Raw genomic sequence first — 20,069 nt, 5'->3', positions numbered from 1 at the left:
CGTAAAATGCATCCATTTACCCGCCAGGAGAATACCGCATGCCTGCTTCAACCTCACGTGTTCAGTTCGTTTACCTCCTCGCAATACTTCTGAGCTGTCTGCAGTCAGTTTCAGCCAAACCACCTGTGAATATCGGAGAGCGCCGAGAGCTGTTCGTCGAACAGACGCTGGTCGATCAAATTACAGGTGATGCAGAACTCCGCTTGCAGAAGCCGGTTCCTCGTGAAGTGGTTATCAAGTTTGATCAACCCTGGGAAGGCAGCAGTTCGGGTTATCATACGATTATCCAGGAGGACGATCTGTATCGGCTGTATTACCGTGGTTCACATATCATCGTTTCCGAGGGAAAACTGAATACGGGCAGTCATAAACCGTATTACTGTTATGCGGAGAGTACAGACGGTATTCACTGGAAGCGGCCGGAACTGGGGATTGTTGAATTCAAGGGATCGAAAAAGAATAACATCATCCTTGAGGGGAAGGGGTGTCATAACTTTGCTCCCTTTCTGGATGAGAATCCCGATTGTAAACCGGATGAAAAATACAAAGCGCTGGGAGGACTACAGGGAGAAGGGGGGCTGTTTGCCTTTCAGTCAGCAGATGGAATTGACTGGAAGTTGATGCAGGAAGAACCGGTGATCACGAAAGGTGCTTTTGATTCACAGAACCTGGCGTTCTGGGATTCGGATCAAAAGCAGTATCGAACCTATTACCGGGTCTTCACAGCGGGGATCACTGATTCGAAAACATGGAAGCCTGAGGGGGACCGCGCGATCCAGACAGCGACTTCCCCTGATTTTCTCAAATGGGAAAATGTCGCAGATCTGGTCTACGAAGATTCGCCCAGCGAAGAACTCTATACGAATCAGGTATCGCCTTACTTTCGCGCGCCGCATCTTAGGATCGGTTTTCCCGCTCGTTACATTGAGCGGGGATGGTCAGAATCCATGCGGGCCCTGACGGATTATGAGCGACGAAAGATGAGAGCTTCGTCAGTCGAACGGTACGGCACGGCTCTCAGTGAAGGACTGTTGATGGCCAGTCGGGATGGAGTGCATTTCAAACGCTGGAATGAAGCTTTCCTCAGGCCGGGCATTGAGCGCCCCGGTACCTGGCAGTACGGGCATCAGTTTATCGCCGAGAATGTGGTTCAGACAGAGTCTTCCTTTGAGGGGGCACCCAATGAACTTTCCATCTATGCGGCTGAAGATTACTGGCACGGAAAAGGAGGCTCGCTCAGGCGTTATTCATTGCGACTCGATGGCTTTATTGCCCTGCATGGATCAATGAAGGGGGGCGAGCTGCTGACTGTGCCGATCGTCTTTACCGGAAAAGAATTGTCTCTAAACTTTTCGACCTCGGCTGCCGGCAGTCTCTATGTGGAAATTCAGAATGCGTCTGGCGAGCCGATACCGGGCTTTACTTTCAAGGACTGTGATGAATTATTCGGTGATACGGTCAACCGCACGGTCACATGGAATCAAAAATCAGATGTCAGCAGCCTGGCTGGGAAACCGATTCGTCTGCGATTTCGCTTGAAAGATGCCGACCTGTTTTCCTATCAGTTTCAGGACTGATTCAGGTGAGCCCTTTCAATTCATCAGTGCTGTCGCCAAATCGCTCGGTCTGAATTCCCATGCGCTGCTGCAGGGAGGCATACAGATTACAGAGTGGTGTATCTTTCGGGGCCGTCAATCGGCGCCCGGGGTGAATAGTGCCTCCTCCTTTGCCGGCGAGAATCACGGGCAGGTTGTGCTCATCGTGGCGGTTTCCATCTTTGATCGTGGAACCGGATCACAGCATAGTCTGCCGATTCTGAAGTCGCGGCGGAGACAGTGCCGCTGATCAGAAACAGTATCAGAAAACAGGTGCCAAGTCGTATTGACGGTCCTGATCAAGGTAGGGTGGCAGGCACATTCAGAGGGAGACTGCAAGTGAGGGGGAGGCTGCAAGTGAGGGGGAGGCTGCAAGTGAGGTTAACTCTTCTTTTATTGAATTCGGAACCGGAAGCAATGAAAAGGATTGATCCCGGCTGAGTCGCATTGCGTATATCCTGTTCAAACAGGAAGATGGTAGAAACCATGCGATTTCGAATCAGGTTGACCTCAAAACAGGATATCGTGCATAATCTGATACGACAGACTCACCTGTCGTACTTTTCTACAAAGCCTTATCGCGAATTTATTTAAGATCGAAAGTATCTGAATGTCTGACCCGAAAATTACACCGGAAAGAAAATCGCGTGACTGGCGGGATCACTGGTACGAAATTATCTTCGAGGCAGATACCCGGGCCGGGAAAGCATTTGATGTCGTATTGTTGATTGCCATCCTGTTGAGTGTGCTGGTGATTATGCTGGAAAGCGTCGATTCCCTCGACTCGGAATATAATGAGTACTTTCATTATGCAGAGTGGTTCTTCACGATTCTTTTCACGATAGAGTATGCGGCGCGTATCATCTGTGCCCGCCGCCCGCTGCGTTACATCTTCAGTTTTTATGGTGTAGTCGATCTGCTTTCGATTATGCCGACTTATATCATGAACATCGTACCGGGTGAAACTCAGCGTCTGGGAGTGATTCGCGCATTGCGTCTGTTGCGTGCGTTTCGGATCTTTAAACTGGGCCATATGCTTTCAGAGGCATCGGAGTTGAAACGTGCAATCTGGGCCAGTCGTTCTAAAATTGCGGTCTTTCTGGCAACTGTCGTAATTGCTGTCGTAATTGAAGGGGCTACGTTGCACTTGGTCGAAGAGGACAAGAATAATGGCTTTGATTCCATACCAGAAAGTATGTACTGGGCGATCGTCACTATGACGACTGTCGGCTATGGTGATGTTGCTCCAGTGACTCCATTGGGAAAACTCCTGGCATCGATTATCATGATTCTGGGGTACAGCCTGATTATTGTGCCGACGGGTATCGTCTCTGCAGAGTTGGCACACGGAGGAAAAGGAACAGAACGAAATCGGATTACGACGCAGGTCTGCCCTGAATGTATGCGGGAAGGCCATGATACCGATGCCATTTTCTGCAAGTTCTGTGGTGGCCGGCTCTGACGGAATCAGCCTCAGATTTCTGTTACCGCTTCTTCTTGTTTTTTAAACAGCTTCGGAGGGTGCGCAGACCAGACCGCGGCTGCTGAGATTAACGGGATTGTAGTGAATAAATAGAGCACTGGATTATAAGAGCCAAAGTAGTCAATTGACATGGCAACCGGAAGGGGGCCTAATGCCGAAGCCAGAATCATCATCGACCAGGCGACCCCCCGGACGGCTCCCTGATTCATTCGGCCATAATAGTTGATCCAGACCACAGTTGCCGTACTGCGAAACACGCTGCCTGTTAAACCGAGCAGAAACGTATAGACGACAACCATCCAGATGGCTGGCATGGTGAGGACAATCAGATTCGCCAGCGACAGACAGATCATTGATCCACAGAGAATGTAGCGGCTGGGGAAACGGTCGGTCAGCCAACCTGCCGGAAACATCAGGATGGTGGCGCAGATTGCCTGAAACGACATCATGCGAATGGCCCAGTTCAGGGGAACACCGTGACTGCCTAACAAAGCGATCTGGTGAAATACCAGTCCGGTTCCTACTAAGGCATGCGTGGTAATCACAGACAGCAGTTTCCAGAACGTCGGGTCGCGTAAAACCTGGCGGACCGTCCAGGATTCGATGGTTGCCGTGATTAACGGGCGTTTTTGTTTCTTGCCGGGGAGTACCTCTTCCGGCTCCGGTTCTTCTGCAGGGTCGATGCCATCGGGGTGCAGCCCCAGATCTTCCGGGCGATTTCTCACGAGAAAGATGACTGGCAGTATCAGGCAGATGGCGACGGTAATCGAATGAAATACCCAACCGGTCTGCCAGCCATAATGAGTAATCAACCAGCTGTTGAGCAGCGGGATCGTCATCACGGAAAAGGCGCTGCCAAATCCCGCCAGTGCCGTGGCACGTCCCCGTTTTTTCTCGAACCATTCTCCCACCATCCAGACGGAGATCAAAGTGAGAGCGCCTTGTCCCAGGCTACGGACGAGACTGAATCCAATATAAAGTTCTGACAGAGAGTGGATTCGTGACATGAAATAACAGGCGGCAGAGAGGCCCACGGCGATGATGGGCAGAATGATACGCGCCCCCCAGCGGTCTAGGATGCTACCGACAAAAGGGAGTAGACAGGCACTGACAATCGTGGCAAACCCGTAAGCGAGTGAGTACTGAGTCTCGGTTAACCCCAGAGAGAGCCGCATCGGATCTTTAAAAACAGCTATGGAAAATGACTGGCCGGGGGCCGATAAAAACTGCGCCATTGCAGCGATTCCCAGCATGGTCCAGCCGGGAAAAAATTTGTAAGTAGTGAGAGCTAGTTCGGGGGAGTTTATATTCAGCTCTGCATCAGCAGTCGGCTGCGAGTTCATTACAATTTATTTCTTACCTGGGATAGTTGAGGTATCAACCCGGGGCGGGCGACCGGTGGGCTGAGTTCAAATATAGCAGATGCAGAAATGATCGCGTAGCGTAGAAAGTAAATGCTTTTCACAAAATCCGGATCTTCATCAGATTTTCAGCGGAGGGTAATCCACAAGTAATCTGATGAACGTGGTTTACTCAGTTTTATGAGGGGAAATCGTTTCATCCTCTCAATGCGGATCTGGCGACATTCGGCTTAGTATTGAAAATCAAATTCCCAGCCAGTCATTAAACAGGAAAACAAGTCGACCACTGAGCAGGGCAATTCGACCCATGACGGTATACGCAAAGCTGGCACCAAAGGTGACCATCAAAAACCAGATTCCCAGACGGGAGATATATTTGATGATGCCTTCATGTTCGACTGAGAAAAAGAAATAGATCATGCAGGACAGTACGCCCACGATGAATATGGTGTTTCGTAATGATTTAATCCACAGCAGCGAGCCATCGGAAGCAAAAACAAGGAAGGGCATCACGGTACTTTGCAACTGTCCAATAAAGTCCGTTTCCAGATAGCTGATCAAGCGGATGCCGGCTGTCGCGCCGATAAAGAACGCCAGTGGCCAACGGGCAATCCAGCTGCCTTTGGGAGACAGACGCCATAAAAGTAAAATACTCAAGACGAGCGGGATCAGGTAAAGATAGTCTGGCTCGGCTGTGGAATCAATATCAGGGAAAAACGTAATGCGTGCCAGGTCTGGCAGAAGTTTCGCGTACAGGTTGGTCATGATTTCCGTCCAGAAGGAGACGATCATCGCATACGCGGCAGAAACTCCAACAAAAACCGATTCGGTAAATTTGTAGATCGGGTTGTCGCCGTAGAGAAAGGAGAAAATAGCCAACGTACAAAAAGCGGCGACCCACAATCCCAGCGTTCGTGAAAAACTGAAGCGAACATCCGGTTCCCCTTTTTCACTCTCTGTCACCTGTTGATAACGGTTCCAGTGGTAATCCTGTTTCTCTCCCTCGGGCTGAGATGACTGGGCATCAACGGGAATTTCACGCACATAGACGCGCCCGTTTCCTTTACTGGCCTGGAACAGCAGAAATGCACCACCGGCGACCATCAAGATTGTCCAGATGAGTGTTGATTGCTTCATTGATGCAGTCCCTGTTTTCGTTCCCAGAAATAAATCACATTACCTAAGAATATCAAGCTGATGAGCAGAATATGTGCGACCAGTTGAGGTCCCATGCGAATCAGACCTTCTTTGGCGTTCGGGTTATTCTTCAGTTGTGGGTACACATTGATAATGGCCTGTTCATATTCCGCGGCTCCTTTGATTGCAGCGAGCATGCCGGTGAGTTGGTCGGGAATGTAAGGCAACATCGTCGGGGCCTGAACTCCGGTGCAGCCGACAACGGTGGGGATATCAAAGGGGGAAGAGCCGTAAAGTACCCATTCCTGTGAACCGGGATATCCGGCACTCACATTGCATAACAGATCGACCTGCTGAATGTTTTTGAGGTTCTTCGTGAGGGGGATATTATCAAGATTGGTTCCATGAATGTCAGTGGAGTAGGATTTTTTCAAATCTTCGACGACCAGTTTTATGACGCCTTCATTGCCGGCCCGGAAGCCGAGGTTGACGTATTTTGTTCCGTATTTACCTTTGTAAGTCTCCGGATACTCTTCCTGCAGGATGTCGATCGACTTCTGGATCATCGAAATTCCCTGAGGCCAGAGTGTCATAAAGTAAATATTATGTTTTTTGATGGCGCAGTGACGTGCGAAGGCCGAAGCCATGGGCTGAAGCTCTCCCTGGCTGGCAGGGTCATAGTCTAATGCCATAACGACATTGGAACCGTCGGGCAGATTATCGACTGCATCAAAGACCGCCAGTACCTGCGGCGAAGGTGTTTCTGGAAACGTGGTGCCCATGATGAGGGGGACGGCAACGGCGATAAACATCAGTAAAAAGATCCAGCGGCGATCCAGGTGTTGTAGAAAGTTCAGCATTGATTACGCCTCCTGATCTGAGCCAAGGTAAGAACGGTCAACGCCTAATAAAACTTTCAGCGAAGTGGAAGCCACCCCAAGTGCAATTCCAATCTTGATGGCCCGCATTCCCGGAGTCATAAAGTCTTCCATGATGATTTCCGATAAATTCTGCAGTTTAAAATCACTGTATTTGATGCCACTTTCGCCGAGAATAAATTCATCCGGAAACCAGCCTGTCAGCCAGACACTGGCATAAGTACGTCCCAGTAAAATGATGACGGCAATGATCAGTAGAATCGTGGCTTCCGTATTTTTGGCACGAAAGGCCCGAAAAGCGGCGGAAGAAATATAAAACGCCAGCAAGGCAAACATGGTGGCAGAGAGCGGCGTAAAAATATATTCAAACAACCACCAGAAGGCACCATCTTCCTGCAGATAATCTCCTGACCAGGTAAATTCCGGGAAATTGACATTCGGGTGCACGCCGACTTTTGCCAGTCCCACAAAGAGGGTGATAAAAAATGCAATCAAGGTAACTGCAGCATAACCCCAGCCTGGTTGTTGTGCTGAGATTTTCTGCAACTGCATTTTGAGTAGATTGCCTCCACCGAGAATAAAGGCGAATGCTGCGAGCAGATTGAACCAGGCCATCGCAATGTTTCCCCAGTCGACAAACCGGGGGATAAATGCGGTGCCTATCAATATGAATCCTGTCATTGCGGAAATCAGCAGGGGGATGGTTCGCTTCATTATTAGAAACCTCCTTTACCGAGGATATTCTCTATGATGTAGTTCGATGCAGTCTGGAAAAAGGTCGGTTCCTGGTTTTCGAGAGCGACTCCACGTGACTGGATCGCGGAGAGTGTCACGAGAAGACAGCCGGCAATCAGTACCAGGCCCCCGATCAGTTTTCCGAAATCTTGTCCTTTCAAGCTACCCAACTGCTGTGGTTCACCAGACAGATATGCGGAGGCGGCAAAGAATTCTTCACCAATCAGGGTGAAATCACAGGCGGCGACGAAAAAGGGGAGCTGAGTGGGCATCGCGGTGCCGGCGATCTGAATGGCACCAACCGAATTACCGGTCTCTGCCAGAATCAATGATTCGGCGTAAAATGCACCCATGTAAAAACAGGCCGCCGGTTTGTCGCGGACCATTTTACCCGTGACACTGGCAACATACCCGAACTGTTCGTCGGTGATGTAATAGATATCGTCTTCGTTGTATTCATCGGGTCTACCCGCTGACAGGTAGGCGGCTTCCACGGTATCGCGGGCTGTTGTCATTACGAGTGAGCGAGAAGTAGGGACTTCCAGTTGGGCGCGATAATCTGCCGTCGTTTCTGCCACCTGAGCGAGGATGGTAATTCCGGCGACAGTCTGAATGTCATTGATATCCTGAATCCCGGGGACGAACAGGCAGGAACGCCCCATCTCTGTCGCACGGCCCACTGCATCGTTAATCGCTTCCAGACCTGCAATTTTTCTGACTTTCAGTTTTTTGCCGCTACGCGCCAGTCGGATAAAGAAGATGACTGCGCCGCAGATTAATACGACAAAGACCGCGAACCAGCTGCGCTGCAGGTTAAACCATTGCAGCGTCGCGATAATCGGTTCTTTAATGACGACAGGGGAGGATGTCATGCTTTCCTGCCCGACGGCTTCGATTCGATAGAGATAGGGGGTACCGGGCTCGCAGTTTGAATCGCGAAATGTATTGACTCGATAGGTGGGTTCGCCGATATTTTCAAATTTGGCATCAGACTCATCTACTGCTTTACGGGAGATGATATATCGTAAGACCTTACGCGGTTTGAGATCGGGTTTGTCATCGGGGGAGAGAGTCCAGAACAGATCGATAGCGGTGCCTGCATCGCCCGGAACATCCTCAGCCCGGAAATCCGTAGGAGGCGCGGGTGGTTCTGCAGCGCGAACCACTGAGAATCCGTAAGCGAAGATCAGTAGCAGCAGTGGTATTTTCAGACACACCTTATTGATCCAGTATTGCATGAATGGTTATCCTTCGATGAGTTCCACATTGGCACGGGGAACAATCACGTTTTCTCCAGAATCCAGAATGACTTCCAAGACGCGTGACAAAGATCCTGATTCGAGTGTTCGCAGTTCCGTAGGCATCTCACCTACTTGTCCCAGCAGACCAAAATAGGGGTCGCGAATAATCCGCACGGGGACACCCGATTCCAGAATTCCTGCTGAAACAGCCTGTCTGGTTTCTTTGCCTGCAGAGGACCTGTCATCCAGGGGAATGACGATTTCCGGTCGCAGAACGCCAGCACGGATTTGTGTAGTCCCATTGACGGCGGCTTTCGCTCCTTCCTGTTCTTTCAGCAGGTTGAATGTTCGATCTGCCATCGCGATATCACCGAAGCCCTCTGTGATGATCAGAGTCGTGCCAATATGTTCTGATCCGGTGACGGCTACCCCCAGATCGTAGCCGAGAATTTCTTTCAAGTCCTCGTCGTCGATTCCCCCTGAAATCATCGCGGCGACACCAATTTCGATTCCCCGCATCACTGCTTTGCCGGTCATACGAGCACCGCCAATAACGATTTTTCCCCGCATCGATTCATCAAGCAGTTCTGCTGTCAGAGGTTCCTGTTTGTTCTGGCAGGCGAAGGTGATCGTTCCAAAGGCTTCTCCACCAATCCCGAGAATTCCCTGCAGGAAAGCGACTTCTGATTCGATAACCACTCCCTGTTGGGGGATGACTTCTTTCACCCTTCCCGCCTGGTAGGCACAAACCTGAATCGGCATGGGGGCGCCCCGTAAGATGACCTGCCCAGTCACGTGGGAGATTGATTCAATCGTCCCTGCGGTTTTTGCTCTTGTTTCCGACTTGAAAAATCCGAAAATCCCGTTACTGCGTGCCAGTATGTCTCCTACGTGGACTTCGTCCCCTGCAGCAATGAGCATGCAATGGGGGACTTCAGAGGGTGCTACCGAAATCTGATTGGCAATATTAATCGGAGTGACATCACCGGGCATGAATGTCTGGGCCACGATCTGGTCTGCGGTAACCCGATCCCCTTCCTGAACGAGTACATCACCAGGAATAGGGAGTATCCGCCTGCTGGAATGCAGGACGCGCTGACTGATCTGTAACCCGGGGGAATATGCCTTCGCCATAATTCTTAGATCTCTTTTGGTTGAATCATACTTCAGTAAGAGCCGGTTCAGGATACAGCTGCAGTTCTTCGATCCAGCTGTTTAATTCTGTTAAATGGTCTTTTTCACTGGTGGGGACAACCAGCGGTCTGCCACGTGCGTCCAGAATCAGTCCCACCTTACCACCTCGGGCTTGAAACTCTTTCCGTTTACCAGAACCGGCTCCAAAATCGTAACCTCGACCGGGTTCTACCGTGACCGTCGCCTGTTCGTCTTCATCCAGCGGAAACAACTTCATCTCGCCACAGAGCATCTCCCCGGATTCTTTAAGTGAATGGCTGCGGATGTGATAACGAAAGCACGATTTACCCGCACGATATAAGCCTCGTGGCGCAATACAGGTTCCCAGATAAATCAGGCAATCACGTTCAAATACCTCAAGCGCTGCGCGGGGATGAACCTGTGCGAGTACCCCTAAATGAGGCATCATGAAAATGCTGTCTTTGGCCAGGACGGTCATGCCTTCCGGTTCAAATGCATCGATCATCATTCCGGCTGTCTGGTTCATGCTGGGGGCGTGTGAGAGAACTCCGCCCGAGGCGACCAGCAGATTGAGTTTCATATTATCAACGATTGAGGCGCCGCTGGAGTTCTGGCTGAAGGTATCCCCCACTGTTCGCTGCTGTTGCACACCTTTTAAAGTAGTCGCGAACTCTTTGTGCTGAATGTAAGCCAGGCGTAATGCTTCACGGGCGACTGCCTGTTCGAAGACCAGCGCTTCCCGGGTCTGCGGAATGGTCGTCGGACGGATCATTTTGTTCTTGATATGATTACGCAGTTCACGTGGATCCATATCCAGGTGGACCCAGCGCAAGATCATCGGAAGGGTTGCTGAAGCGCACACATTGGAAATTGAATAACTCATCCCCAGGTTGGCGCTCACCGTGCGGTTAAAGGTACCATCAAAAACACTGAAGACATCGGTCGTTGCACCACCAATGTCGACGCCGAGGGCATTGATATTCTGTTGTTCTGCGATTGTCTGTAAGATATTTCCGACCGCACCGGGGGTTGGCATGATCGGGGCATCGGCCCAGGAGATCAGTTTGTTATAACCCGGGGCATGCGCCATCACATGTTCCAGGAACAGATCGTGAATGGCATCGCGTGCAGGCGCCAGGTTTTCCATTTCCAGTACCGGTCGGACATTCGCTACCGTCATCAGTTTCACATCATCGTCAAACGCTTCTTCAACCAGTTTGGCTGCTTCCTGGTTCCCTGCGTAGATGATTGGCATTTTATAGGAACCGCCAAAACGAGGCTGTGGTTTCGCAGGAGCAATCAGTTCCGCCAATTCAACGACGTGTTTCAGTGTTCCTCCGTCCGTGCCTCCAGCCAGCAGAATCATGTCAGGGCGCAGTTCGCGGATTCGCTGGATCTGTTCGTGAGGCAGTCGTTTATCGTTGGAGCAGATCATGTCCATGACAATCGCACCCGCTCCCAGAGCGGCGCGCTTTGCACTGGCGGCAGACATTTCACGAACCACGCCAGCCACCATCATTTGCAGACCACCACCCGCGCTGGATGTCGAAATATAAATATCACAACCGGTATCTCCCTGTGCCGGCCGAATGATTTCACCGTTGTCATCGATCAGTTTGCGACCTGCGAGCTCACCGACTTCGGTAACGGCATTGACAACGCCTACCGTCACATCTGCAGCAGGTTCTTCTACGGTGGTGGGGGCCTCACCACGAAATGTCTGACGGTATTCACCATTGATTTTTTCAATCAAAATCGCCTTGGTGGTGGTACTGCCGCAATCAGTCGCCAGGATCACGTTGATCTGATCGGGGTCAAGTTGTTTTGCTGTCGTTGAGTTCATATCTGACTCACCATCCGTGTCAATCTGAGAGCAGTTGAAGTGTCGTTCAGGCCGTATATCTTTTGTCAGGAATCATCTTTTTTCAAGACAGGCAATGGTGCAGGATCAACAGGCGGACTTTGATCTTCCGGCTGCTTATTGCTTAAGAATTCCAATCGCTGGCACAGCCATTCAATGGAGCTTCGCTGTTCAAGAAAGTCAGCAAAGATTTTCTGTGACCGTGGATCAACCAGGATTGACAGTAATGGAGTGAAGAAATGAATGGCCTGTGAACCGATGTAGTTCAGAGGGCGGCAGGTTTCCAGGGTGAGGATGGCCAGAGTCACCATCTCCCGGCGAATGACTTCCTGGCAGATGCGATCTGCAATCTGCTGCTGCTCGACGGTGGGAACAAAATCTTCCGGGCGTTCTACCGCGAAGGCGTGCGCGAGCCACTTTTTGATCATGACCATCCTAGCCTGTATCCAGATATACTGAGCGTTTCCGGAGCTACTTTCACCCAATCATAGTTGTGAGTAAGCTGCGAGAGTTAAATGAACGCATTTATGTAATTCTGTTGTGGTTTCAATTGACGCAAGTTATTTCCATAGCTGCACTAAGTCTAACAATAGCAGGATTGGATAAAAATGAAAGTATCCATCTGAAAGAAATAGGGATTCTGAAGAATCCCTCAAAAAACGGCCCTCTGTTTCAGGTGATGTTGAAGAGAGCTTCGGCATTGGCGGTTGTGATCTCCGCCATCTCTTCCGGAGTTTTCTGATGGAGTTCCGCCAGGCAGGCGCAGGTGTATTTTACAAACGCTGGTTCATTCCTTTTGCCACGCATGGGAACCGGAGCCAGATAAGGGGAGTCGGTTTCGATCAGCAGTCGATCCAGTGGAATCTGTTTTGCTGTCTCCCGCAGTTCGTCATTTTTCTTGAAGGTCAGCATGCCTGCAAAAGAAATATGGAGCCCCAGTTCCAGGCAGGCGGCAGCTGTCTCCGGACTGCCACAGAAGGAATGCATGATTCCTTTCAATGGTGCGCCTGCCGCTTCCTGCTGTAACAGTTCTACAACATCCGCTTCAGCCTCACGGCAGTGAATCACAAAAGGGAGGTCCAGTTTGCGGGACAGCTGAATGTGTTTGCGGAAATAGTCCTGTTGCAATTCGATCGGGGCATAGTCCCAGTAGCGATCCAGTCCCGTCTCGCCAATGCCAACGACTTTATCAGCGGTCGAGAGTGCCTCAATCAGCTCCCAGTCATTGGGTTTCATTTGAGCGACGTAGTTAGGCTGGATCCCCACAACTGCGTAAACATGCTGAAAGGTCGCAGCCAGATCAACGGCCCGTTGACTGCTTTCTGCGGTAATGCCGATGGACAGGATCGTTTCAACGCCTGCGTCGATGGCGTTTTGCACAGTTTCCGGGCGATCGGGGTGAAAGGCTTCTTCATCCAGGTGGGCGTGGGTATCAAATAACTTCATGGAGAATATCGAATTTCAATTATGAGTTGTTCACAGTTTCTTTTTGGGAGCGACTTTATTTGCGTTGGTAGCAAAATTGATTGACTGGAAGCCAGCAGCCAGGCAAGTATCGTAGGTGCGAATCATTTCACCCAATGGGACTTCTTCCTGAATGTCCAGAATCACAGGGATTTCTGGTGCCAGTTCTGCCAGTTCCATCAATGTCTGTTTCAATTGATCGAACTGAGCATACTCGCGCTCATTTAATTCTACAATAGTCTGATTATCCTGCCGTTTGAGTTTTAACCAGACTTCCCCCAGCGGCTGTTCTTGCGGAGTTGATTCAAATGATTCAATGCTGCCGGTCGCGAGTTCAGTTGGCAGCAGAAATTCACGAACCTGGTTTGCTGATGCGCTGATAAAGAAGATCAGCAGCAGAAATACCACGTCAATCATCGGCGTCATGGTAGCCTGGTCCTGGATATCGGAGCGGCTGTTATGATGAGAAGGGATTTTCATGGCAAAGGGCAGTTACTCATTCAAGACAAGAAATTTAACGTTGGAAATACCTGCGCGGGCGCAGCTGATCAGCACGGGTTCAACAATTTGGTACGGGATCCGTCGGTCTCCGCGGATGCGGATTTCCATTTCGTGTCGTTTGCTTTCATCCAGTGCCAGAAGTTGTGCTTCCAGTTCCTCCGGGCTGATTTCGTTCCCGCGTAGATGCAGATTTTCATCCAGGGTGATTGTGATTATCATCCGTCGCGGCGTTTCATCCGGCTCGGATTCGTTTTGCGATGCCTCGGGCAGTTCGACCGCTTCCAGCTTCTCATTTTGAGTGAGGTGAGTCGCGGCCAGAAAGAAGACAACCAGCAGAAAGACAATATCGATCAGGGGAGTGATGTTAAATCGGATTCCAGGCTGGCGGGGACGTGTAGGGACTCTCATCTGTTTTATCCTTCGGGAGGTGGTGAGGGTCGTGTTCCCTGTTGATCGGCGAGCCGTTGTGCAAGTTCATCTTCCGGTCGTTTCCGGACTGGTTTACCCGACTGTTTCGCTGGAACAGCGATACTGCGTTTGAAGTCAGCAAAAACATGTTCGGCTAATAGTGAGGATTGAGCAACGAGCTCATCAATCCTGTTACGAAAAAAAGCAAAACTGGCGAGTGCGGGCACGGTGACACTCAGACCGAATAGAGTTGTGATCAGCGCTTTGGAGATCCCGGGAGCCAGTTCTGCCACATCCGGGTTGGCTTTGGCAGTGAATTCCGAAAAGGCCAGGATCATTCCCCAAACTGTCCCCAGCAGTCCCAGCATGGGAGAGAGTGTACCAATGACTGACAAGTATTCAATTTTCCGATTCAATCGTGCCGACTGTTGCATCGCTGCATCTTCCATCGCTTTTTCGACGGCACCGTACCCCAGTTGAACTTCAGCCAGTCCGGCAGACAGTAGATAAGATAGAAAGCTGGGGTTTGACTTACAGACGGAATCCGCACTGCGATATTGCTGCTGTGTGATCAAACCGTGAACTTCTTCCGCCAGGCCGGGGGGCATCAGAGCATTTCTGCGAATACTGATAATATGCTCCACGATTAAAGCCACCATGGCGATACTCAGGACCGCAATAATGATTCCAATCGTACCCGCATCATCAACGAGTTGTCGGAAATCGATTTTTGAGATGTCTGTCCCCGCACTCGTCCCTGACTCTTCTGCAGCGAGGCAGAAGGCGGGAGTTGACAGCGAGAGACAGGTACAGATAAAACTGGCCCAGAGGTATTGACTCAGTGATTTATTTCGATCCATCAAATCATTCATTTCCAGAAAAAATTCGTGCTATTCAATTATCTTGTGTTTTCGGTTGCGAACTCGTTTTTGTGATCTGATCAATCATCTGCAGTGCCATTTGCCGTGCAGGTGATATTGAATATCGTGCTGCGGTTTCCTGGTACAGTCGCAACGCGTTATTGGTCTGTCCCATTGCCAGAATCGAATCGGCGGCTTTCAAGCTGGCTTCCGCTGAGAGTTGGGGGTTGGAATTTTCAGCAAGTGGAATCCAGAGAAATGAAGCAGCGGCCTGTCCGTGTCGTTCCAGCATGGCATACCCGGTACCCAGTAGAAAGTGTGGTCCTGCTCTGAGGTGTTCCGGAACCTGATTCAGATTGCGTTCCCAGCGCTGCAGTTCCAGGAGACTGATATCACCAGTGCGCAGGCGGAGTCGCCAGAGCTGACTGCGTGCCAGTTGCTGGATATTCACGCGGGGACTTGTGGCCAGCGATCGGAGTGCTGCTTCTGCCTGTGCCTGATAATCAGGCGCTGTTAGCAGAATGCTGGCCCCTATCAGCTGTTTGACTTCATCCTGTTCTGTTAACCAGTTTTGAGCCGCATTCCGGACAGGCGACAAAGTTTCTTTGATTCCCCAGTCGAGCGGGATCAGATCGAACGAACGGGCATCAGGCTCGTTTTCAACCATGATTTGAAATCGATGTGCTGCTTTCAGATTGTCGCCGAGCGCTAAAGCGGCTTTGGTCATCAACGCCAGAATTTCACGACGGACCCAGAGGCGGTTTTCTATATTCAAAGCTTCATTGAAAGAATCAATGGCTTTTTCGTATTCTCCCTTTTGTAACTGTTCCAGTCCCTGCTGGTGCTGTTCTGTTTGCGGTGTATGAACCTTTACGATTTCCGAACTGGGATAAATTTTCACAGTCCCGCTGGGCAGCAGCTTCACTTTGATCTCTGAATGAGTGAAATCCAGAATCGTACACGGAAGTGTGGCCTGACCTACATGGTGATGTGGGCGGACTTCGATCTTATCCTGGGCGCAGGTACTGTCTGTATTCTGAAATAGGAATACAATCACCAGGTTGATCAACAGGAATGTTCGCATGGACTTCTTTCAACAGGGAAATGGAGCTACTCTGCAGGTGCTGAAGTGATCGGTTCTGAATCAGGTTGCTCACTTTTCTGATCACTTGGATCCTTGGTGAAAAACCAGGAAAAGAGCATTAAGAGCGCTCCTCCCGTAATTGCCATATCCGCCACATTGAAAATACCGGTTCTCAAAGGACCAAACCCGATGTTGAGAAAATCGATGACAATGCCATTCAGGAAAACCCGATCAATTAAATTACCGATCCCACCTGCCAGCAATAACGATAACGCGATAAACTGGACCAGTGGCATCTGCCAGCGAAAGACCAGCATCCCCGACACAAGAATCAAAAATGCGGCATTCGCGACAACCAGCAGAAAAAAACGGACCGGTTTCGAGAGACGGCTGCCTACACTCAGAAAAGCGCCCGAATTCTCTGCATATTCCATGCGGAAAGTATTATTCAAGTAAGTCACCGGTGGTTCGAATTTGAGTTTTTCGACGGCGATCTTCTTGGTGTACTGATCACAGCCAACGCAAAATAACAGGCAGGTCAACAGCAGGGTGTAGCGAGTCGCTTTGGAAACGGACGAGGACATTAAACACTGGCTTTCTGAGGGGGTGAATTGTATTTCTGTTGATGCGCAGACAGCTCTGGCAGTCTCCTAGTTGCGCTTGATAAATTTGCGGACATTATAGTATCGATAGCTGCCTTTATTCTGGCGGGCGAGTTTATCGAGTGAGTTGCCTTCCTTGACGGGGAAACCCTCTCCAAATTCGATGCAGTGAATTTTCGCTCTACCACCATTTTCTGCACGGATTTCATTGAGGTCAGCACTGGATAACTGCGGATGTTTTGCGTCTGTCAGGAAGAATATGACATCCGGGTTAAAACTTAAAGCTCTTTTTAACGCAGGCAGATGATCTGTACCACCGTCAGGTTCGACACTCTGAATGAACTGGCGGGCCAGGGTTCGATTGATGTCAGTGGCATAAAGCAATTCCGCGGACTTTCCCCGATGCTGCATGGCACGAGTGTTGGTATTGTAAAAAATGATCTGAAATTGCTGATGGTGATTTAATCCTGCCAGGCTGGAAATCAGTTCTGACCTGGCTTTGCGAATGGGGGCTCCCTGTGGCGCGGCCATACTTCCAGAGCAGTCGAGCACGAAGACAAATCGCTTGCCAGAATCGACGGCGTCGAAAAAATTGACATTCCCGGCACCCATAACAGGAGGTGCCAGTGCTGTGCTGGGGGACAATAACTGGTTATCAGTCAGGTCGGCAGTGGGAGTGCTGGGGGCCTGTGTCGGGCCTGCTCCGAGCAATTTCGAATTCAATTCTGGAAGCAGAGGAGCGACCGGCGGCTGGTCCATTACTTCACTGATCTGTTCCTGGACCTGTGAAACCTGCAGATTGTCAGGAGATTCCAACTGTTCCTGGTCGGAATCCTCAGTCTGCTCGGCATCAGGGGACGGTTTGACATAAATACCCACACTACGGAGCTCTCCTTCATCGCCTCCAGTCTGACCGCTGTCACAGCGATTCAGACTGGAAATCAGGATGAGCAGGATGAGGGAGTGGATCGCCAGCGAAGCCGCCCAACTGGGAACAACGAGCAGAGGGGAATTTGTCTGCCATCGTGCGGTGCGTTGTTCCATCTCTGTAAATGCTGCTGGCATTAATTCAAATCCATGGCAGATAAATTCAGTCCGTATATACTAACATAAGTCTCTATATTGTAGTGGATTATCAATTCTCGAACAGTCTGGATTCCATAGAAGAGGAATGTTGAGAAACGGACAATGCTCATCCAGATGAGAGTTTATGAAAGTGGAGTACTTCTCTTACGTTATTCCTTATTCAACTGTTGAAGGTATTGTTTGGTAACATCCACCGGAAAAACGCCATCTGGTGGCTCATAAGCAAATTCCGTTTCGGGGATAGGTGAATTCAGTGTCACTTTGCTAAAATTAAGTGAGACCATACTTTGCAGAGAATCACCAGTTTTTTTCAAGTAGACAATTCGACGAGGGAAGAGCGTTTCCTGGTCCAGGTAGACTCTGACTGCATCCGGGACATAAGCAGGTAGTTCGACAGGAGCTGCAGGATCTCCCCCCTTCCATTGTGCCAGAAATTCTTCTTTCCAGGTACCATTTAAGACCGTTAAAGTCTTTCCACTGATGGTTCGTTCTGCCACGCTGACGAAATTCATATTTTTCTGAATGGCTGCCAGTAATCCCGGTAGTCCTCCCAGGCCAAGTTGTGCAACCAGTATGTTCGTTTGTGCCTGTGGATTGACCTCTGCCTGTTGTAGGATCGCCTGTACATCCCTACGCGTTACCCGCGAAGTTCCTTTAATTGTATGCTCGGTCCACAATACCTGGCCATCACAGATTTCGAGCACGGTACCGACCGGTTTACCATCTGGATTCTGACTCTGAACCTGAAACTCGAGTCGAAGTTTCAGTTCTTTACCCTGTTTCAGGTCTTTTGCCTGTAAGTAATTTCCGGTGATGATGAAGGTTTTTGGCCCAATTTCGACTTTCTCGGTAATGTGAGTTCGAATTGAACGGTAGGAGAGGAGTTCTTCGCGGGCTTTATTTAGCAGTGCTGTCGCATAAACCGGATTATTTTTCAAATTCTTTTCGGATTCATTAGACGCAGTATTTCCAGCTGCTGACTTCTCCCGGGAATCTGCCTGAGCGAGAAGTCTTTGATTCTGGCTCTTTCTATCCTCCTGTCTGCTCAAGCTTTGCGGCAATTGAGCCCAGGAAGAGATCGAGAAAAAATGATTCAGCACTGCGACGAGCAGGAGGCCTGATGTCAGGGTTAAAATGCGTAACATGTTATAATTGTTCGGAAAAAAACGAATTTGTCAAAGAATCGGACCACATTAGTCCGAAAACAGATGTATGAGGCCATCTATGTGCCTCTAGCTGGCTGGAGTATTTCAGCTGGCAGACCGTTTAGCTCAGTGTAAGAACGTTGAAATTTGGGACTGATCGCATTTTAACGTTATTTCGGGCTTTGGGTCGACCTGAAAACTGAGTCTTTTTTGAACCGAACGTCGACCGTTCCAAATTCCCAGGGATCGACGTCTTAGTTTGCGATGGACGGTTCTTCACTTACACAAGTCGCATTATTCGTCGTGGGTATTCGAACAAGGGGTCATGATGAAGTACTACTTCCTGGCTTTAGGAACATTGGTAGTTGTCTGTGTTGGCTGTGCAGCCGACGGACAACAGGTAATTAAAAAAGGTGAGTACCATGCTCCACCGGCTGCGATGATGCAGCGACCGGGGCCTATGGTAGATGGGCCGGGGCCTGGCGTTCTGCAAATGCTGGGACCGCCACCCATGAGTGCCTATGCAGCGCGGACCTCACAGGTTCGCTTTGTAGGGCCAGCAGGCATGAAGGTTGGCTGGCAGGTTGCGGAGGGCTATGCCGAAAATCAGATTACAGCTCCGGGACGCTACAACTTTAACCAGGGGGCAACCTACCGGTTAAAAATGTCGCACATTCCAGGACGCTCAATTCCTGCTCTGTATCCTTCATTGCAGGTGTATCCGGCACATCCAACAACAGATGCTTACCTGTCACATAACAGTATTCCTCTGGAAATTACTCCGGAAGATCTGGATCAGGTGGAAAGCAACAACTTCGTGACCAAAGTAATCTATCTTCCAGATGAAAAGTTTCAGGAACTGGCAATCGCCGGTGTGGAAACTCTGGTTTCTACCCGTCTGGATCCTGGTGTTGATCCGGTTGCTGAAGCAGATCGTCGTGGAACAATCATGGCTGTGCTGCGAATGGGTAACATGGATCTGGAAATGCCATCTGGTGATGATGGAAATGAAGTGGTTTCTCAGGTTTCCTACGATGGTGACGCTGGAGCTCACATGGCTCCCATGCCGATCCCCGGTGAAGCAATTGGTATCGCTTCAGGTGTCCCTGTACCCACAATGATGGGGGGCATGGGTGCTCCCGGTCAGCCAGCTTACAATCCAATCGCTGGAATGGGACCAACACCTGCCTGGGGTATGCCCATGACAGGGACTCCTATCGGACTGCCAGGCCCTCCCCACATTCCATTGGGTGGACCAGCCAGCTTGAAGTCTCATACGATTCGGAACGTATCGAAAACGAATCTGCCGAAGCCAGTGGATCACTTCCTGATCGATGTTAAACAGAATCCACCACCAAGCTTGCCCAAACCTGTTAAGTATGTCCAATACTCAGAAAGTCATCCGGTACACTCTCCTGGTCAGGTTTCTTACCCAAGAACCATGGCACCAGGTTCTGGATACTAAAAAAAGAC

Annotated in this window: 19 protein-coding genes; 3 read left to right on the top strand and 16 right to left on the bottom strand. The window is 50.1% G+C overall.

Features of this window, described 5'->3' with window-relative positions; genetic code table 11:
* Positions 1–38: 38 nt before the first annotated feature.
* Positions 39–1,577, top strand: a complete 1,539-nt coding sequence (locus Pan161_RS19985) for a hypothetical protein (protein WP_232103332.1) — start codon at positions 39–41, stop codon at positions 1,575–1,577.
* A 628-nt stretch (positions 1,578–2,205) separates the two neighbouring features.
* Positions 2,206–3,057 (top strand): ion transporter, encoded by an 852-nt coding sequence (locus Pan161_RS19980; protein ID WP_145230177.1) that lies wholly within the window; start codon positions 2,206–2,208, stop codon positions 3,055–3,057.
* An 11-nt stretch (positions 3,058–3,068) separates the two neighbouring features.
* Here the strand turns inward: Pan161_RS19980 and Pan161_RS19975 are convergent, their stop codons facing one another.
* The 16 genes from Pan161_RS19975 to Pan161_RS19900 all read right to left on the bottom strand — a co-directional run bounded on the left by Pan161_RS19975 (position 3,069) and on the right by Pan161_RS19900 (position 18,596).
* Entirely contained in the window at positions 3,069–4,421 is a 1,353-nt protein-coding gene (locus Pan161_RS19975; protein ID WP_145230175.1) for an MFS transporter, read from the bottom strand.
* A 261-nt stretch (positions 4,422–4,682) separates the two neighbouring features.
* The gene (locus Pan161_RS19970; RefSeq protein WP_145230173.1) at positions 4,683–5,576 is read right to left on the bottom strand and encodes a hypothetical protein; all 894 of its coding nucleotides are present in this window, start codon (positions 5,574–5,576) and stop codon (positions 4,683–4,685) included.
* Complete coding sequence (locus Pan161_RS19965) at positions 5,573–6,436, bottom strand: hypothetical protein (protein ID WP_145230171.1); 864 nt, start codon at positions 6,434–6,436, stop codon at positions 5,573–5,575. Before Pan161_RS19965 ends, Pan161_RS19970 begins: the two co-directional genes overlap by 4 nt.
* Positions 6,437–6,439: 3 nt before the next feature.
* A complete protein-coding gene (locus tag Pan161_RS19960) occupies positions 6,440–7,168 on the bottom strand; it encodes a hypothetical protein (RefSeq protein ID WP_145230169.1) in 729 nt (242 codons plus the stop codon).
* A gap of 2 nt (positions 7,169–7,170) precedes the next feature.
* On the bottom strand, positions 7,171–8,427 hold the full coding sequence (locus tag Pan161_RS19955) for a fibronectin type III domain-containing protein (protein WP_145230167.1): 1,257 nt from the start codon (positions 8,425–8,427) through the stop codon (positions 7,171–7,173).
* 6 nt (positions 8,428–8,433) lie between these two features.
* Entirely contained in the window at positions 8,434–9,564 is a 1,131-nt protein-coding gene (locus tag Pan161_RS19950) for a hypothetical protein (protein WP_145230165.1), read from the bottom strand.
* Between the two features lie 25 nt (positions 9,565–9,589).
* On the bottom strand, positions 9,590–11,428 hold the full coding sequence (locus tag Pan161_RS19945) for a glutamate mutase L (protein ID WP_145230163.1): 1,839 nt from the start codon (positions 11,426–11,428) through the stop codon (positions 9,590–9,592).
* 65 nt (positions 11,429–11,493) lie between these two features.
* The gene (locus Pan161_RS19940) at positions 11,494–11,874 is read right to left on the bottom strand and encodes a hypothetical protein (protein ID WP_145230161.1); all 381 of its coding nucleotides are present in this window, start codon (positions 11,872–11,874) and stop codon (positions 11,494–11,496) included.
* A gap of 244 nt (positions 11,875–12,118) precedes the next feature.
* Complete coding sequence (locus Pan161_RS19935; RefSeq protein ID WP_145230160.1) at positions 12,119–12,892, bottom strand: TatD family hydrolase; 774 nt, start codon at positions 12,890–12,892, stop codon at positions 12,119–12,121.
* Between the two features lie 30 nt (positions 12,893–12,922).
* Complete coding sequence (locus Pan161_RS19930) at positions 12,923–13,390, bottom strand: ExbD/TolR family protein (protein WP_145230158.1); 468 nt, start codon at positions 13,388–13,390, stop codon at positions 12,923–12,925.
* 12 nt (positions 13,391–13,402) lie between these two features.
* The gene (locus Pan161_RS19925) at positions 13,403–13,819 is read right to left on the bottom strand and encodes an ExbD/TolR family protein (RefSeq protein WP_145230156.1); all 417 of its coding nucleotides are present in this window, start codon (positions 13,817–13,819) and stop codon (positions 13,403–13,405) included.
* Between the two features lie 5 nt (positions 13,820–13,824).
* Positions 13,825–14,679 (bottom strand): MotA/TolQ/ExbB proton channel family protein, encoded by an 855-nt coding sequence (locus Pan161_RS19920; RefSeq protein WP_145230154.1) that lies wholly within the window; start codon positions 14,677–14,679, stop codon positions 13,825–13,827.
* 34 nt (positions 14,680–14,713) lie between these two features.
* Complete coding sequence (locus Pan161_RS19915; RefSeq protein ID WP_145230152.1) at positions 14,714–15,763, bottom strand: tetratricopeptide repeat protein; 1,050 nt, start codon at positions 15,761–15,763, stop codon at positions 14,714–14,716.
* 26 nt (positions 15,764–15,789) lie between these two features.
* Positions 15,790–16,347, bottom strand: coding sequence for a signal peptidase II (gene lspA, locus Pan161_RS19910; RefSeq protein WP_145230150.1), 558 nt, complete (start codon positions 16,345–16,347; stop codon positions 15,790–15,792).
* A gap of 66 nt (positions 16,348–16,413) precedes the next feature.
* Complete coding sequence (locus tag Pan161_RS19905) at positions 16,414–17,430, bottom strand: vWA domain-containing protein (protein WP_145230148.1); 1,017 nt, start codon at positions 17,428–17,430, stop codon at positions 16,414–16,416.
* A gap of 170 nt (positions 17,431–17,600) precedes the next feature.
* Positions 17,601–18,596 carry a LolA family protein gene (locus Pan161_RS19900; protein ID WP_145230146.1) on the bottom strand — a complete coding sequence of 332 codons (996 nt, stop codon included), beginning with the start codon at positions 18,594–18,596 and terminating at the stop codon, positions 17,601–17,603.
* Positions 18,597–18,921: 325 nt separating this feature from the next.
* On the opposite strand from Pan161_RS19900, the gene Pan161_RS19895 reads away from it, so the two are divergent.
* Positions 18,922–20,061 carry a hypothetical protein gene (locus tag Pan161_RS19895; RefSeq protein WP_232103330.1) on the top strand — a complete coding sequence of 380 codons (1,140 nt, stop codon included), beginning with the start codon at positions 18,922–18,924 and terminating at the stop codon, positions 20,059–20,061.
* Positions 20,062–20,069 lie beyond the last annotated feature (8 nt).

It is taken from the genome of Gimesia algae (assembly GCF_007746795.1).
Lineage (GTDB): Bacteria > Planctomycetota > Planctomycetia > Planctomycetales > Planctomycetaceae > Gimesia > Gimesia algae.
This window is presented reverse-complemented; position numbering and strand designations above follow the sequence as displayed.

Coding starts and splice junctions, on each gene's coding strand:
- Pan161_RS19985 (WP_232103332.1), top strand. CDS start 39: ATGCCTGCTTCAACCTCACGTGTTCAGTTCGTTTACCTCCTCGCAATA.
- Pan161_RS19980 (WP_145230177.1), top strand. CDS start 2,206: ATGTCTGACCCGAAAATTACACCGGAAAGAAAATCGCGTGACTGGCGG.
- Pan161_RS19975 (WP_145230175.1), bottom strand. CDS start 4,421: ATGAACTCGCAGCCGACTGCTGATGCAGAGCTGAATATAAACTCCCCC.
- Pan161_RS19970 (WP_145230173.1), bottom strand. CDS start 5,576: ATGAAGCAATCAACACTCATCTGGACAATCTTGATGGTCGCCGGTGGT.
- Pan161_RS19965 (WP_145230171.1), bottom strand. CDS start 6,436: ATGCTGAACTTTCTACAACACCTGGATCGCCGCTGGATCTTTTTACTG.
- Pan161_RS19960 (WP_145230169.1), bottom strand. CDS start 7,168: ATGAAGCGAACCATCCCCCTGCTGATTTCCGCAATGACAGGATTCATA.
- Pan161_RS19955 (WP_145230167.1), bottom strand. CDS start 8,427: ATGCAATACTGGATCAATAAGGTGTGTCTGAAAATACCACTGCTGCTA.
- Pan161_RS19950 (WP_145230165.1), bottom strand. CDS start 9,564: ATGGCGAAGGCATATTCCCCCGGGTTACAGATCAGTCAGCGCGTCCTG.
- Pan161_RS19945 (WP_145230163.1), bottom strand. CDS start 11,428: ATGAACTCAACGACAGCAAAACAACTTGACCCCGATCAGATCAACGTG.
- Pan161_RS19940 (WP_145230161.1), bottom strand. CDS start 11,874: ATGATCAAAAAGTGGCTCGCGCACGCCTTCGCGGTAGAACGCCCGGAA.
- Pan161_RS19935 (WP_145230160.1), bottom strand. CDS start 12,892: ATGAAGTTATTTGATACCCACGCCCACCTGGATGAAGAAGCCTTTCAC.
- Pan161_RS19930 (WP_145230158.1), bottom strand. CDS start 13,390: ATGAAAATCCCTTCTCATCATAACAGCCGCTCCGATATCCAGGACCAG.
- Pan161_RS19925 (WP_145230156.1), bottom strand. CDS start 13,819: ATGAGAGTCCCTACACGTCCCCGCCAGCCTGGAATCCGATTTAACATC.
- Pan161_RS19920 (WP_145230154.1), bottom strand. CDS start 14,679: ATGGATCGAAATAAATCACTGAGTCAATACCTCTGGGCCAGTTTTATC.
- Pan161_RS19915 (WP_145230152.1), bottom strand. CDS start 15,763: ATGCGAACATTCCTGTTGATCAACCTGGTGATTGTATTCCTATTTCAG.
- lspA (WP_145230150.1), bottom strand. CDS start 16,347: ATGTCCTCGTCCGTTTCCAAAGCGACTCGCTACACCCTGCTGTTGACC.
- Pan161_RS19905 (WP_145230148.1), bottom strand. CDS start 17,430: ATGCCAGCAGCATTTACAGAGATGGAACAACGCACCGCACGATGGCAG.
- Pan161_RS19900 (WP_145230146.1), bottom strand. CDS start 18,596: ATGTTACGCATTTTAACCCTGACATCAGGCCTCCTGCTCGTCGCAGTG.
- Pan161_RS19895 (WP_232103330.1), top strand. CDS start 18,922: ATGATGAAGTACTACTTCCTGGCTTTAGGAACATTGGTAGTTGTCTGT.